Source organism: Sphingobacterium sp. lm-10 (genome assembly GCF_023554555.1).
GTDB lineage: Bacteria > Bacteroidota > Bacteroidia > Sphingobacteriales > Sphingobacteriaceae > Sphingobacterium.
Map to the genome: position 1 here is coordinate 187892 of NZ_JAMJWC010000002.1, position 16403 is coordinate 204294.

Here is a 16403-nt window from a genome sequence, read left to right on the forward strand (position 1 = left end):
TAGCTTCTGTTTATGGCGCCATCATCATCAAAAACCTTTGAAAACAGTTTATTTTTCCAGCAAGTTTATGAGTATATCTGTGATGGAAAAGAAGTGGCCTTTTCTTTGCGCGGATCCAGTATGAGCCCATTCCTGAAGGAAGGGGACCTCATTACAGTGAAACCACTTACAGGAGTTAGCTTAAAGATAGGACATATTGTTTTGGCATACTTCAAAAATGGTTATATTCTTCATCGCATCATACGTCTAGACCAAGACTATGTTTATATTGCCGGTGATGCAAATTTAGTACAAATCGAGAAAATTGAAAGAAAATCAGTGATAGGACTTCTCTGCGAAGCGAGTCGACATAAAAACAACATACCGCTATATACGCTTCGCATGTTATGCTATGCAAAACTTTGGTATTATATGCGACCTTTCAGAAGGGTATGGGCCAAATTATTTAAACGTAAAATACACCCATGAAACTAAGAAACGAACTAACATTAAGGCAAATAGGCAAAGATTATATTATTGTAGAGCCTGGGCAGGACAAAGTCGACCTCTCAATAGTATATACATTGAACGAAACGGCTGCCTGGTTGTGGAAGGAACTATATGGGCATGAATTTTCCAAGGAAGATATGGTGGTGAAGCTATTGGGGGAATATGAAGTTTCAGAAGAGCACGCCAGAAGAGATGTCGATAAGTTATTAGAGATTTTTGTATCACAAAAATTGCTGGACGAAAACGATAATTAATAGTGAAAGCACGCTACGTATTTCTTACGTTATTACGCTCTGGACTTTGGAATCAGCCTGTTACTGATTTTGAAGGTTTTCCACTATCTGCGGAACAGTGGAAAGAGCTATTTAATGTGGCCTTAAGTCATACTGTAGAAGGGCTTTTGTATCAAGGTGTTGTAACTCTACCCGATCATCTGTTGCCTCCTCGTTCTTTGATTTTGTCATGGACAGTACGTATAGAACAAATTGAACAACGAAACCGTTGGATGGATAAACAAGTGAACAAGCACGTCGATTTTTTTTCTGCTCACAATCTATATCCTTACCTCTTAAAAGGGCAGGGAGTAGCACGTTGTTACGAAAAACCAAACGTGCGCCTACCAGGAGATATTGATTGGTTTTTCCAGAATAAAAAAGATTATAAACTAGCCAGGGAGGTATTAACTGAGGAAGGTGTCGCGATAGCTTCTGTTCCTGGCTTTAGCACATACGCAATCTGGAATGACGTGGAAGTGGAGCTACATCGCCGGATGATTGACATACATAATCCGTTTAAAACAAAATATATTGGACAACTTTATCAGTCTGAAGCAGATTTTGCTCAATCTATTCATTATGAGGGCTATTCTTGGTCTTTGCCTTCTCCTCTTTTAATGCATGTGTCGGTATCCATACATATACTGAAACATCTACTGGCATATGGTATTGGATTACGTCAATTATGTGATGCCGCACGCGTCTGCTATACCCATTCGAGGGATTTAAGCCCCGCAAAATTAGTCGCGGTTTATCAGAGTTTTGGTGTGTTGAAATTTATTCATGTTTTGCACGGTGTTCTAGTAGAATACTTAGGTCTTCCAGAAGACAGACTTCCTTTTCCTCGTATCAAACACCCCTTTGTAGATACGATGATGCAAGATATTTGGACCGCTGGAAATTTTGGGTTTTCGGCTGATTCCAATGAAGAAAAAAATGGAAGTCGACACATGACTAATCCCCGCATTTGGAAGAATCTGTTAAGGTATTTACCGCTTGCCCGCATGGAGGCTATTTCGTTTCCAGTAGTACAATTTTACTCACGATTTAGCAACTGATCAGGCAGCAATGACCTATTCATATCAACAACATATAAGCTGGATCTGGGCCTTCACTCAAAGGTATCGCACACGGTTGTCGATATATTTTATATTAGAACTATCAGGGATTGTCTTTTCTCTTCTTTTTGTTTACTGGTCAAAAGTTGCTATAGATCGCGCAACTGGACATGTTGACAAAGAGATAGCTCCTATATTAATTTTAATTGTTTCGGCTGTATTGGCCGGAATAATCGTTCGATCGATAAGTAGTTGGATAGATGAAAACACGCGTTTGCGAATGAGTATTCAACTTCAAAATCAAATTACCAAAGAACAGATGCGTTCGAGCTGGAGTTCGCTCAAAAAAAGGCAAACTGGTGATCTGATGGTTCGTTTGCAGGAAGATAATCGAGAGGTTGTACAGATGATCGGCTCATCCGGTTTATCATTTATCATCACCTTACTAAAGCTCCTTACCTCCCTGTTTTTTTTATGGAGTATGGATCCTGTATTAGCGGCTATGATAGTATTCATTACACCTCTTTTCTTCTTTTCTAAACTCTACTTTAAAAAGATCAGAGCATTGAACCAGCAAGCGAAGGCGGCCGACAGTATGGTTGGAAATATTATACAGGAAAACCTCCGCTTTCGCATGGTTATCCGAGCACTTGGCTTGCTCTTTTATAGAGATGAGAAACTTAGAGTTGAGCAAGGGCGCCTACTTCAACTAAAAATGCGTCAAATCAATTTCAGCATATTAAGCAATACGATCGTTCGGCTCACGATGAATGCCGGATATTTGATCGCATTCATTTGGGGAGTATACCGCTTGCATCAGCAGGAGATCTCCTTTGGTACTATGACGGCTTTTCTGCAATTAGTCGGGCGTATACAGACTCCTATTTTGTCCGCCGCTGCTTTTGTACCGGCATTCGTACGATTTAGAGTATCTCTCGATCGTATTTTAGAACTCTTTGAAGGAAATAAGGAAGTTGAAGTCGCTCCTATCAAATTTTCAACTATTCAAAGAATAACTTTTGAAAATGTTTCTTTTAAGTACGAAGAGGCAAACGTTATTGATAATCTGTCTCTAGAGGTGGCTGCCGGAAAACCTTTAGCTATATTAGGAAGTAGCGGTAGAGGTAAAACCACCCTAATGCGTCTGTTACTTTCTTTGTGTAGCCCGGATAACGGTAAAATTTTCTTACAAAGCGGATTTGATCCCGCACAAGTTTTAGAGGGTAAGCACCGCAGTAATTTTGCCTTCGTCCCTCAAGGAAATTCCTTATTCACTGGCACTATAAAAGAAAATATAGTTGGCGAACTTTCAGTATCTTCATTACAGATAAATGATGCCTTAGAACTGGCTTGTGCAAGTTTTGTTCATGATTTACCACAAGGAATTCATACCTTCATAGGAGAATCTGGCTATGGCCTGTCCGAAGGACAGGCACAACGCATTGCTATAGCGAGAGCGGTTATACGTGATGTACCTGTATGGCTTTTTGATGAACCTACCTCTGCTTTAGATGAAGAAACATCAGCCCGTTTAATTGCTCAATTATTATATGAAGGAAAAAATAAAATCTTGATATTTGTAACGCATGATTTGAAATTAGCAGAATGTTGTGATACAACGGTTTATTTGCATTAACTAAAAAATGAGGAACGAAATTAATCAAAACCCATCTGTACTTCAATCTTTTTACTACGCGATCGCAAATTGCACGTTGGAAGTGCATTCGGACGCGGAGATAGATCTAGACGATTTGCTTCCTAGCTTCGAAGATTTTCGAATCAAACCTGAGCACGCTCAGACGCCGATAAGCAGTATATTGATTACTAAAGAGCGCTTTGATCGGTCATCGGCCGGAGCTAAACTGCTAAGCGACATATCTATTGTTTGGGGAAATCGTTTCAAATTTTTTGAGATGCCGGATCAATACGTGACTACGATTATGAGTGCACATTCTCCTGGTACCTGGTTTATGACCAGTACAAAGGATTTTTCGCAATCAACCATTCATTGGGTGTATGATTCTGTAGCACCAAAAGAACTGATAAGTTGGCTATTAATGGTCACCTTTGCTCAATCGGCTTTGCTACATAAAACAATTTTGATCCATGCTTCTGTCATAGAACGGAACAGTGAAGGCTATGCTTTTCTGGGCAAAAGCGGAACAGGAAAAAGTACACACAGTAATTTGTGGAAAAAACACATACCTGGTTCTAAACTTTTAAATGATGACAACCCGGCCGTGAAAATTGAAGAGGATGGTTCTGTTCGAATTTATGGAACACCTTGGAGTGGAAAAACACCCTGTTATAGAAATGTTAGTGTGGATTTGCGCGCGCTTGTGAGGCTTAAACAAGCTCCACATAATACAATGAATTGGAAATCAGGACAATTCGCTTTTATAACATTACTACCTAGTTGTTCCGCACTACGTTGGAATCAGCACCTTTTTGCTAGCATGGCAGATTTAGTACAAGACATTGTATCTAAAGTGCCTATTGGCGAACTGGAATGTCTACCCGAAGAGGAAGCCGCGCAATTGTGTGCCTCTGAAATTAAAAACGCATAATCATACATTCATGAAAAAATACCTTGTTTTTACTGCCTTAATTTCTTTGCTTTCTTTACATTCTTGTATTGTTTCCAAGAAGGTAGTATATGTGAAAGACATGCAGGAAGGTGTGGCTTATCCAACTATAGCTGCACCTCCAATCCGTATTCAAAAGAATGATCGATTGAGCATTACAGTAAGTGCTAAAAATCCCGAATTGGCGGCTCCATTCAATTTGGATATTGGTAACTATGGAATAGACGCAGATGGGAGCCAAAGCATACGTGCTGGCCAATCCAATAATACATTCTTGGTAGATGCTGAAGGAAAAATTGACTATCCCATTATCGGCACAATAAGTATAGAAGGTTTAACGATTGATGGTGTGCGTGACTTGATATGGGAGAATTTGGTTAATAAAAAATTAATCGCAGAGCCGATAGTCAAAGTCGAATTGATCAATGTAAAAATTACCATGATGGGAGAAGTTTCTAACATAGGAATACTAGATATTCCCGATACGCGCATTACTCTGTTAGACGCATTGGCTCGCTCAGGTGGTTTGACTGCTAATGCTGTACCGAATAAAGTGAGCGTGATCCGAGAAGAAAATGGTGTCCGGAAAATTTATATGAACGACATTGAATCAACCAATTTATTCAATGCACCCACATTTTACTTACAACAAAATGACATCGTATATGCCCATCCAAAGGGACCCGTTCCATCAGCTAGAGAAGACAATACCTTAAGATACTTAGGTTTAGCCACTGGTTTTATTGGTATGATTATATCCATTTTGATTTTAATTCGATAGTCACCATTACTTATGTTAAGAGATAACAACATTCAAGGTTCTGAAGATAAATCGATCAATGTTATTGACTTATTAAAATATCTATTTATTCATTGGAAGTGGTTTCTACTTTCTGTGCTGTTTTTTGGTGGTTATTACTACTATCAGTATAGCAAGACGCCTTTTGTCTATAGCAAGTCAGCTATATTGATGATCAAGACGCCACAAAATAGTAATGTCACAGCGAGAATTACGCGAAGTTCTATGTTTAATACCGTCAGTGTTGCGAGTGAAATGCTGCAGTTGAAATCAAAAGAATTAATGCGTCATACGATTAACGAAATTCAGGGAGACATCAGCTATTCTAAAACGGAGGGCTTAAGAAATATTGAGTTATATAAAGATTCTCCAATTAGAGTAACCTTCTCCAAGGCAGATCCTGAAGCGCATAAATCTTTAACAATTGTACCCAAAGATTCTAATCACGTAGATTTACAATTGTTGGAAAAAGATAAGATTATTCATAGCCAAAGTATTACTTTAAATGAAGAAACTGCTACTCCTATAGGTAAATTGACCATTACGCCAAGCAAACTATACAAACCAGCTATATTTGGAGAGGAAATTATTGTTACAAAGGTTCCTAGAGAAACCATGGTTTCTTACTTTTTATCTCGCCTGAAAATATCGCAAATTGAAGAAGATGCGGGACTATTACAGATTAGCCTAGAAGATCACTCACCAAAGCGAGCTACAGATTTACTGATAACATTAATCGAGGTATATAATGAGCAGACTATAGAAGAAAAGAATAGGGTAGCGGTAAATACGGCAGATTTTATTCGTGAGCGTATTGCCATAATTGAACGCGACTTAGGAACCGTAGAGACAGATTTGGAGCGTATCAAGATTGAGAACCAAGGTATGGATGTCAATCAGGCCGCTGGCATGTACATCGCTGAAAGTAGAGAATACCTTTCTGCAAGCCGCGAACTAGAAACACAATTGAGTCTTGCAGAGATGATGCAGGATTACATTCAAGATGCAGGTAGATCTGAGAGTTTAATCCCAAGTAATATGGGCTTAGTAGATCTCAATGTAGATCGGTATGTGAATGATTATAATAGTGCTTTGCTGCGTAGAAATCGTTTATTAGAGGGTAATAATTCTAACAACCCTGTAGTACAAGAGCTCGATCAATACCTCATCTACAATAGACAGAATATTGAACGTGCCGTAAACAATGCTATCTCTGGCTTACGTGTGAGGGTTCAAAATGCGCAGCGAGATATGAGTCTTGCACAACGAGGAGCTGTATCTATGCCCGCAAAACAACGCCTGGTCTTAGGTATTGAGCGCAATCAGAAAGTAAAAGAAGAGCTTTATGTCTTATTGCTCAACAAACGGGAAGAAAATGCGTTGAATCAAGCTATGGCAGATGATAATATCCGTGTTATAGATCCTGCTTCAGGTAGTGATTTTCCAATATCGCCGCACAAGATTCGTAAACTGGCTATTGGTATTGGAATAGGTTTAGCGGTACCAACCGCGATATTGTTGATGATACTATTTCTAAACACATCCGTTCGTGATCGCAAAGATTTGGAAAAAGTATTGACCGCACCTTTTCTTGGAGAAATTCCTTTCTCGAAAAACAGTAAGAAGAATGTCCATGTTATCGTTCGAGAGCAAGCTACCGATCCAGTGACCGAGACTTTCCGGATTCTACGTACTAATATTGACTTCATGTCTAACGGTAAAAGCAAACAGGTAATCACCTTGACTTCGCTTTCCGAAGGTGTTGGTAAAACTTTTTGTGCAGTTAACCTAGCTGCCAGTTTAGCTTTTTTAAAGAAAAAGGTACTGCTATTAGATTTAGACCTTCGAAAAGGTACGCTGAGTGATAAAATTACCATTCCGAAAACCAAAGGGGTAAGCCACTATCTTGCGGATAAAAACGTTACGCTACAAGATATCTTATATAAAAATGAAATTGCTGGTACAGTCGATATTATTCCTATTGGAGTGATTGCTCCTAATCCGGTAGAACTTCTCTTGAGCGATCGCTTAGATAGCTTAATAGCTGAATTAAAGGAGTTATATGACTATATTATTGTAGATAACGTTCCAGTGGGCGTTGTGGCCGATTCATCTATTATAAATAGAATTTCAGAATTGACCATATTCGTAATTCGCGCTGGTAAAATGGATAGAAGACAGCTTCCTGAGATCGAAAATATCTATCAACAAGGCACCTTAAATAATGTAGGTATTGTCCTAAATGGTATTCGCAAAGGACGTGCAGGTTATGGGTATGGATACGGGTATGGATATGGTTACGGCTACGGGTATGGAAAAAAGAAATAATTAGTACATTAGTAGGGTCTTAATTATAAAGTTTATGATCAGTCAAATTACTTCCGATGTGAGAATTTCTGTGGAGTCAATTTATCAACCGGAATATTCTAATCCAGATAATCTTCACTTTATGTTTGCTTATCGCATCACCATAGAAAATCAAAGTATAGATACGATACAGCTGGTGAGACGTCACTGGGAAATATTCGATACGATAGGAGATCACAAACAGGTTGATGGAGAAGGAGTAGTAGGAGAACAACCTATTCTTGAGCCTGGACAAGTACATCAATACGCTTCTGGCTGCAATCTTCGAAGCGATATGGGATATATGGAAGGTTTCTATGAAATGCAACGCCTATCAAGTGGCGAATTATTGGAAGTTGCTATTCCTAGATTCAATCTAATTGCTAATTTCCGAATGAACTAAATAATAATTATGATGTAAACTTAAGGATTGGTTTACCATCGTTAAGTTGATTTAACAATCTCTTGTCGATTTATTGTGTACTTTTGACATTTGGAATATTATGTCAACTACAAAGTCACATGCCTTAGTATTAGGCGCTAGCGGATTGGTCGGTCTGCTCACTACTAAACTGCTTCTGAAAAGAAATACTTATGATGTAATTTACGCAGTTAGCAGGCGTGGAATACCGTTAGAGCACGAGCGATTAGTTCAAATCCTCGCTGATTATGATAGTATCGATTCTCATATTGAAAAATTATCTATCGATCACATATTCAGTTGCTTAGGTTCTACACAGAAAAAAACTCCCAATAAGAAAGACTATACTCAGATAGATCATGATTATCCGCTAAAAGTGGCAAAGATAGGCCAACAAAACGGCGCAAAAAAATTGTCAATCGTTTCGGCTTTAGGAGCAGATTCTAATTCCAGGTCTTTTTACTTGCGGATGAAAGGCACTACAGAGAAAGATATACAAAGCCTCAATTTTCCACAATTATATATCATGCAACCATCATTGATTACTGGTAATAGAGAGGAAACTCGCCTTGCGGAAGGTCTTGCTGCTTCGCTTTTCAAGATCGTCAACCCTATACTATTAGGAGGATTAAAGAAATATAGAAGTATTGATGCAGAAAAGATAGCAGAAGCATTAGTAAGTACCGCGAGCTTGGATCAAAACGGTACGCATAGATATCATACAGAATTAATAAAACAACTAGCGTGAGTATATTAAGTACAGAAAAATTAAGTCATTCCTTTCACGATCGTTGGCTCTTTCGTGAATTACATTTTGGGATGCAGGCTGGAGACCGTGTTGCCTTAGTAGGCATCAATGGTACCGGAAAATCGACTTTGCTAAAAATATTAGCTGGCGTAATGGATCCAGATAGCGGAACTGTCGTTAGTGAGCGAGGAATAAGGGTGGGTTACTTACCGCAAGAGCCTGATTTTGCACATTTGAATACTGTTGAAGATTTTATTTACAGCGCAGACAATAAACAACAACAGCTCATTAAAGACTATGAACGTTTGTTGGATTCCGAACATTATGATGAAAACGAACTTGGACGTATTTCTGACGAATTAACAGCCCTTAATGCATGGGAATATGAATACCAGATTAAAACAATCCTAAATCGTTTGCAAATATCCGATTTTGACAAGAAAATTTCATCCATGTCTGGTGGGCAGAAAAAACGTTTGGCTTTAGCCAAATTATTAATTGACGACCCCGATGTATATATATTAGACGAACCAACCAACCACTTGGATATCGAGACAATAGAATGGTTGGAGAAATTGTTGACATCTGGTAATAAAACAGTATTAATTGTATCACACGATCGATACTTTTTGGATCATGTATGTCAAGAAATACGCGAATTGGATAGGGGAGAAGTATATACTTACAAAGGAGATTATGCTAATTTTATTGAAAAAAAAGCAGAGCGATATGCTTCCGACGTAGCTAGCGCTGATAAAGCACGCAATCTTTGGAAAAAGGAATTGGAATGGATGCGTCGCCAGCCTAAAGCCCGTGGTACAAAATCAAAATCTAGAATAGAGGCTTTTTATGATTTACAAGACAAATCAAAAGCACCTGCCGAACACGACAAGGTAAAGCTTAAAATGCAAACATCACGTCAGGGATCCAAAATTATGGAAATCGAAGATGTGAGTAAGTCATTTAAGAAATCTCCCGTCATTTCTGATTTTTCTTACACTTTTAAGAAAGGTGATCGTATTGGATTGGCTGGGCGAAATGGGAGCGGTAAATCTACATTTTTGAATTTGATCACCAATTCTTTATCTCCAGATGCAGGTTCGATATCTACCGGAGAAACTACAGTAATAGGCTATTACAAACAAGGTGGATTAGATTTTAGAGAAAATCAGCGTGTGATTGATGTAGTCAAAGATGTGGCGGAACACATAGATATGGGTAAAGATGGAATAATTACAGCTTCTCAACTGTTAACCCAATTTTTATTTCCACCCGAAAAACAATTTGGTATGGTATCCAAATTGAGTGGTGGAGAGCGTAAAAGGTTGCAACTAATGCGAGTACTTATGCTCAATCCTAATTTTCTAATTTTAGATGAGCCATCCAATGACTTGGACATGGACACACTGAATATTCTAGAAGATTTTTTAGAGCGTTTCCCTGGTGTGCTATTACTAGTTACGCATGATAGGTATTTACTGGATAAGCTAACCGATCAGTTATTTATTTTCGATGGTACTGGATATATCAATATGTATAATGGAAATTATGCTGATTTCAAGTTTGAAAATGACGAAAAATTAAAAGCGGAGAAAGTAAATAAAGGTAAAGCTCCAGAAGTAATTCCTGTTAGTGAAAGTAAATCATCAAAGGCAAAGATTTCATACAAGGAACAAATAGAATATAACTCTTTGGAAAAGGAAATAGAAGAAATAGAGACTGATATCTCAGGCTTATCAGAAAAATTAACACAAGTTACCGATCATGTCGAACTCAATAAAATAGTTGAGCAAATTGAAAATAGGAAAGAGCTATTAGATATAAAGACTACTCGTTGGTTGGAATTAGCAGAATTAGTATAATGTTTCACGTGAAACAACTAGATATTGTTTCACGTGAAACACAGTAAAAATAACATGTTTGATAAATATAACGTAATAGTCGTCGGTGCTGGACATGCAGGTTGCGAAGCAGCCGCTGTTGCAGCGAACATGGGATCCAAAACGCTATTAATAACGATGAATATGGGCGTAATAGCTCAAATGAGTTGTAATCCGGCCATAGGTGGAGTAGCAAAAGGCCAGATAGTGAGAGAAATCGACGCAATGGGTGGTTACACTGGTATTATTGCCGACAAATCTACTATACAGTTCAGGATGCTGAATCGATCAAAAGGTCCAGCTATGTGGAGTCCGAGAACACAAAATGACCGTATGCGCTTCGCTGAAGAATGGCGCTGGCAATTAGAAGATATTCCTAACTTGGACATCTGGCAGGATACAGTCAAAGAGCTGATCGTGTCAGATAATGTAGTGAAAGGAGTGATTACTTCATTAGGAATCCATATTTCTTCTGATGCAGTAATACTCACCAATGGTACGTTTCTCAATGGCGTAATTCATGTAGGCGAAAAAACTTTCGGCGGAGGAAGAACAGGAGAGAAGGCAGCTACTGGATTGACAGAACAACTCGTTTCCCTTGGCTTTGAAGCTGGGAGAATGAAAACAGGAACACCTCCCCGGATTGATGGTAGAAGCTTAGATTATACCAAAATGGAAGAGCAATGGGGAGATGATAATCCAGGTAGATTCTCCTATACTGAAGTGGAACGCCCGCTTCAAAAACGTTGTTGCTGGATTACATACACCAATGCTGATGTACATGAAATACTAAAAACTGGGTTCGAGCAATCACCCATGTTTACCGGTAGAATCAAAGGGTTAGGACCGCGTTATTGTCCATCAATAGAAGATAAAATCAATAGATTTGCAGAACGGGACAGGCATCAAATCTTTGTAGAACCAGAAGGATTCCGAACAGTAGAGATATACGTTAATGGATTCTCAACATCACTGCCAGAAGATGTACAACTAAAAGCTTTGAGACTTATTCCAGGGTTCGAACAAGTAAAAATGTACAGACCAGGATATGCTATAGAATACGATTATTTTCCACCTATGCAGTTGGATCTAACACTCGAAACTCAACGTGTAAAGCATCTTTTTTTTGCCGGCCAAATTAATGGAACTACTGGTTATGAAGAAGCCGCAGCTCAAGGTTTCGTAGCTGGTATCAACGCACATCAACGCATAAATGATCAAAAAGAACTGATTCTTAAACGATCAGAATCGTACATCGGTGTGTTAATAGATGATCTCGTTACAAAAGGAACCGACGAACCTTATCGCATGTTTACATCACGCGCAGAACATCGTTTATTACTTCGTCAAGATAATGCAGACATCAGACTAACTCCTATCGCACATAAATTAGGACTGGTGAGTGACGAGCGCTTAAACCGCGTAGAAGATAAAATAAGCAACTCAGACAAAATAGTCCAGTTTCTGCGTAACACAAGCGCAGAACCCAATGAAGTAAACTCGGCACTGACAACATGGGGATCCACCGCTATTAATCAAAAGACTAGATTATTTGGCATACTAAGCAGACCGCAAGTCGACATTAAATCATTGGCATCAGTAGATAAAAATCTAGGTTCATTCCTGAATAATTTTGACGAAGAAACTATTGAGCAAGCTGAGATCAAAGTAAAATACGACAGCTATTTCGAAAAGGAAATGGAAATTGTGCAGAAGATGAAAAAAATGGAAGACAAAGAAATTTATGCAGACTTTGATTACAAAAGTATAAATTCACTCTCTACAGAAGCAAAACAAAAGCTATCTACCATCAAACCTCGTACCTTAGGTCAAGCATCACGCATTTCTGGAGTTTCACCTGCTGATATTAGCATTTTGATGGTACATATATAATAACTAATTGATAATCAATTAGTTATTATATATCTCACATAACAACTATTTAAGCGTATTAAACGAATTATTTTTAATAATATGACATACATATCCAAAACAGATAAAAATGTCTTAAAACGCTTAAAAATAGCGTTAAAACAAAATCTAGGTTTGCTTCTCCTTTCAATCATTATTTTGACTGGATTTCAACGATGCGCCAACATGTCACGTCCTACCGGTGGACCAAAAGATTCTATACCGCCGAGTGTGGTTGCAGAATTACCTGCAAACTTTTCCACAAACTTTACCGAAAGAAAAATCATCATATCTTTTGATGAGTACGTGAAAACAACCAACCAACAAAAGGAATTTAGTGCATCTCCAGATATGGATATACCTCCGATCTACAAAATCCGTAAAAGAGACCTCCATATCCAATTACCAGATAGCCTCGAGGAAAATACAACCTATACCATAAATCTTGGAAAAGGACTAGTAGATTTTAATGAAGGAAATCCTATCTTAAATTACACCTATGTATTTTCTACCGGACCAGAACTGGATTCGCTCTCGATCTCGGGCAGGGTAAGTAATGGATATACCCAGTCGTTTGATCCAGAAAAAGACAAAGACATTAACGTTATTTTAATTCCAACCAGTCGGGATTCCATCTTTGGACGCAAAAAAGCATCTATCTTCACAACAGTTGATACCTCTGGTACTTTTAGATTACAAAATCTAAAAGAAGATACTTATCGCATCTATGCGATTAAGGAACAAAATAATGATCGTACCTATAATGCACCAGATGAGTGGATCGGCTTCTTGAAAGATAGTATCGTACTTAAACGTGACACCGCTGGCATTCATCTCGAGTTAAGCCAAGGAACTCCACGTGCTTTCAAAACCCTTGAGCGTAAATTAGAAAGTAGTGGAATGGCATTACTAGTGTTTAATAAAGCACTAGAGGACCCCTCTGTACGAATCATAGATCCCGTTGTTTTAAATGATCAAGCTATTCCACGTTTTGCTCCTACTATGGACTCTGTTCGTATTTATTTACCAAATTTGGAATTTGACTCCATCAAATTCCAAATGTCTGATAACAGTGGTATATTAGATACCAGTCTTATACGGCGGCCAAGGAATCTAAAATTAGAGCGAACCGTAACACCTAAATTCAGTATTACGAATAAGGTTGATCGTGTAAAGCATATACAACTTTCTGCAACCACCCCTATTAAACAGGTTGATAAAAACAAGATAATCCTGTTAGAAGATTCTATACCCCGTCGTAATTTTCAGCTCCAAGCAGATAGCGTAAATAAAGAATTATACCATATCAGGTATAACTGGCGGCCAAAGAGAAATTATGAACTTACTCTGGAAGAAGGCGCCATACACGGTTTTTTCGACGAAGAGAATAAAGAAGAAAAATTACAATTTACGATGAATGAAGCCGAAAGTTACGGCGATATTGCATTAACATTCAACGGCTTAGATACCACCCAACAATACGTAATTGAATTAATTTCAGAAAATAAGGAAAAAATATTTGAATCACACGTGCTACCAACGAATCACCAATTGGCCTATAGGAAATATCCTACAGGAAAATACAGCATTCGAGTTATATGGGACAAAAATAGAAATGCGAAGTGGGATCCAGCTGATGTATGGACATTAACAAAACAAGAACCCATATGGTACCTAGACAGGACATTCACCATTCGAGCCAATTGGGAACAAAATGAAACTATTGATGTACGGTTTGCACCTAATTAGATAGGCTTTTCATCTTTAAACCAAGAGCTGTACATCACATAATTGTGTGGGAGTTTATCCAATAAAGCCAATTGCTCATCTGTTAGCGGCTTAATCTTTTTGGCAGGAACTCCCGCATATAAATAACCGGATTCGCAGACCGTGTTTTCTAAAACCACGGCACCGGCGGCAATAATTACATGGCTTTGTAGTACGGCGCGATCCATAACAATAGCACCCATACCCACCAGTACATGAGAGTGTATCACACAGCCGTGCACAATAGCATTGTGACCAATGTTTACGTACGATCCAATATCGGTACCATTACGTTCATATGTGCCATGAATAGTGACGTTATCCTGAATGTTACTGAAATTTCCAATCCGAATATAATTTACATCTCCACGTATAACCGCATTAAACCAAATAGAGCATTGCGAACCAATGGTAACATCACCCACAATAGTACAATTGGGAGCAAGGAATGCATCTAAAGCAATCTCAGGGACATGATCCCCTACAGGTAATATAATAGCTGACATAAAGTAAAAATTAGTAAACCGTATCTTGGAGTTCGGTCGCGTGTGCTGGATAATCTGTCGTGTAATGCAAACCTCGACTCTCTTTTCGAGCCATCGCCGATTTCACTACCAGATAGGCCACTTGTATAACATTTCGGAGTTCACATAGTTTTACTGATAATCGAGTATTCTTATAGAAAGACTCCGTCTCATCATAAAGTAAGCCTAGACGGCGCATTGCTCTTTCTAAGCGAAAATCAGAACGTACAATACCTACATAATCACTCATCAACTTCTGTGTTTCTCGTAGATTGTGGGTTACCAAAATATCTTCATTGGATAAGGTAGTATTCGTATCATCCCATTCAGGTACATCCGTACGATAAGATAGCGTACCGAAGCTGTTTTCCACATGTTTAAAAATACGATGCGCATAAACGGCTGCTTCCAATAAAGAGTTAGAGGCCAATCGATTAGCACCGTGCAAACCCGTTGATGCACATTCACCACAAGCATACAATTGTTGAATACTCGTTGCACCATGCTCATTGACCAAAATACCGCCACACAGGTAATGAGCGGCTGGAGATACCGGTATATAATCCATACTCATATCTACTCCAATTCGCATACACTGTTCATAAATATTAGGAAAATGCTCCAGAATATCTTCTTTACTACGATGCGTAATATCCAAATACACATAATCTAAACCAGACTTCTTCATCTCCACATCAATCGCTCGAGCCACCACATCTCTCGGGGCAAGCGATCCTCGTTCATCGTATTCCTCCATAAAGGAAGAGCCATCTACCCTCCTTAGTATCCCACCAAAACCTCTTACGGCTTCAGAAATCAGAAAAGCAGGATATTCTAAGGGATTAAAAAGTGCTGTTGGATGAAATTGAATGAATTCCATATTACGCACTTTTCCTTTAGCTCTATACACCATCGCGATTCCATCACCGGTCGCAATGGTTGGGTTAGTAGTACTGGAATAGACATGTCCAGCACCTCCAGTAGCCATAAGAGTTACTTTAGACAGGAATTTTTCTATTTTGCCGCTTCCTGTATTTAAAGCATAAATACCATAACAAGAAATATCGGAAGAACGCTTATCCACATGTACGCCTACATGATGCTGCGTAATCAAATCTACTGCAAAGTAGTGTGTGAGTATCTCAATATTCGGATGTGCATGTACACGCGCTAGTAAGGCTCGCTCAATCTCATAACCAGTAATATCTTTATAATGCAAGATTCGGTGTGCCGAATGCCCACCTTCTTTAGCCAGATCATAACTACCAGATGCCTCTTTGTCAAAGCTAGTTCCATAAGCAATTAGTTCTGCAATTCGCTCTGGCCCTTCTTGTATAACATGCTCAACGACGATAGGGTCACATAAACCATCGCCGGCAATATGTGTGTCAGCAATATGGTTGGCAAAACTATCGGACTCATCGATAACCACTGCTACGCCACCTTGTGCGTATTTTGTATTGGATTCATCTTCATTGGACTTTGTAATGATCAACACCTTACCCAACTCAGCAGCTTTCAGCGCGAAACTTAAACCTGCTATTCCGGAACCCACAATCAAGAAATCAGTACATTGTTCAGACATAAATGATGGCGTAGA

At 38.7% G+C, this 16403-nt stretch carries 14 protein-coding genes; 12 read left to right on the forward strand and 2 right to left on the reverse strand.

Annotated elements, in window-relative coordinates; genetic code table 11:
* Positions 1–12 precede the first annotated feature (12 nt).
* The 12 genes from M8998_RS10760 to M8998_RS10815 all read left to right on the forward strand — a co-directional run bounded on the left by M8998_RS10760 (position 13) and on the right by M8998_RS10815 (position 14261).
* On the forward strand, positions 13–468 hold the full coding sequence (locus M8998_RS10760) for a S24/S26 family peptidase (protein ID WP_249992615.1): 456 nt from the start codon (positions 13–15) through the stop codon (positions 466–468).
* On the forward strand, positions 465–743 hold the full coding sequence (locus M8998_RS10765; RefSeq protein ID WP_249992616.1) for a PqqD family protein: 279 nt from the start codon (positions 465–467) through the stop codon (positions 741–743). The genes M8998_RS10760 and M8998_RS10765 overlap by 4 nt, the downstream gene beginning before the upstream one ends.
* Positions 744–745: 2 nt before the next feature.
* The gene (locus M8998_RS10770; protein WP_249992617.1) at positions 746–1822 is read left to right on the forward strand and encodes a nucleotidyltransferase family protein; all 1077 of its coding nucleotides are present in this window, start codon (positions 746–748) and stop codon (positions 1820–1822) included.
* A gap of 10 nt (positions 1823–1832) precedes the next feature.
* Positions 1833–3458, forward strand: coding sequence for an ABC transporter ATP-binding protein (locus M8998_RS10775; RefSeq protein ID WP_249992618.1), 1626 nt, complete (start codon positions 1833–1835; stop codon positions 3456–3458).
* A gap of 7 nt (positions 3459–3465) precedes the next feature.
* Positions 3466–4389, forward strand: coding sequence for a hypothetical protein (locus tag M8998_RS10780; protein ID WP_249992619.1), 924 nt, complete (start codon positions 3466–3468; stop codon positions 4387–4389).
* 10 nt (positions 4390–4399) lie between these two features.
* Positions 4400–5188 (forward strand): polysaccharide biosynthesis/export family protein, encoded by a 789-nt coding sequence (locus tag M8998_RS10785; protein ID WP_249992620.1) that lies wholly within the window; start codon positions 4400–4402, stop codon positions 5186–5188.
* Positions 5189–5200: 12 nt separating this feature from the next.
* A complete protein-coding gene (locus tag M8998_RS10790; RefSeq protein ID WP_249992621.1) occupies positions 5201–7534 on the forward strand; it encodes a GumC family protein in 2334 nt (777 codons plus the stop codon).
* A gap of 34 nt (positions 7535–7568) precedes the next feature.
* Positions 7569–7955, forward strand: a complete 387-nt coding sequence (gene apaG, locus M8998_RS10795) for a Co2+/Mg2+ efflux facilitator ApaG/CorD (protein ID WP_249992622.1) — start codon at positions 7569–7571, stop codon at positions 7953–7955.
* A 100-nt stretch (positions 7956–8055) separates the two neighbouring features.
* Positions 8056–8721 (forward strand): NAD-dependent epimerase/dehydratase family protein, encoded by a 666-nt coding sequence (locus M8998_RS10800; RefSeq protein ID WP_249992623.1) that lies wholly within the window; start codon positions 8056–8058, stop codon positions 8719–8721.
* Positions 8718–10583 carry an ABC-F family ATP-binding cassette domain-containing protein gene (locus tag M8998_RS10805; protein ID WP_249992624.1) on the forward strand — a complete coding sequence of 622 codons (1866 nt, stop codon included), beginning with the start codon at positions 8718–8720 and terminating at the stop codon, positions 10581–10583. The genes M8998_RS10800 and M8998_RS10805 overlap by 4 nt, the downstream gene beginning before the upstream one ends.
* 54 nt (positions 10584–10637) lie before the next feature.
* Entirely contained in the window at positions 10638–12494 is a 1857-nt protein-coding gene (gene mnmG / locus M8998_RS10810) for a tRNA uridine-5-carboxymethylaminomethyl(34) synthesis enzyme MnmG (protein ID WP_249992625.1), read from the forward strand.
* A 204-nt stretch (positions 12495–12698) separates the two neighbouring features.
* Positions 12699–14261: an Ig-like domain-containing domain gene (locus tag M8998_RS10815; protein ID WP_249992626.1), complete on the forward strand. Its 1563-nt coding sequence runs from the start codon at positions 12699–12701 to the stop codon at positions 14259–14261.
* Here the strand turns inward: M8998_RS10815 and M8998_RS10820 are convergent.
* Both M8998_RS10820 and nadB read right to left on the reverse strand, forming a co-directional pair.
* Positions 14258–14785, reverse strand: coding sequence for a gamma carbonic anhydrase family protein (locus M8998_RS10820; RefSeq protein ID WP_249992627.1), 528 nt, complete (start codon positions 14783–14785; stop codon positions 14258–14260). The genes M8998_RS10815 and M8998_RS10820 overlap by 4 nt on opposite strands.
* Before the next feature lie 10 nt (positions 14786–14795).
* Entirely contained in the window at positions 14796–16388 is a 1593-nt protein-coding gene (nadB, locus tag M8998_RS10825) for an L-aspartate oxidase (protein ID WP_249992628.1), read from the reverse strand.
* Between the last annotated feature and the right edge of the window lie 15 nt (positions 16389–16403).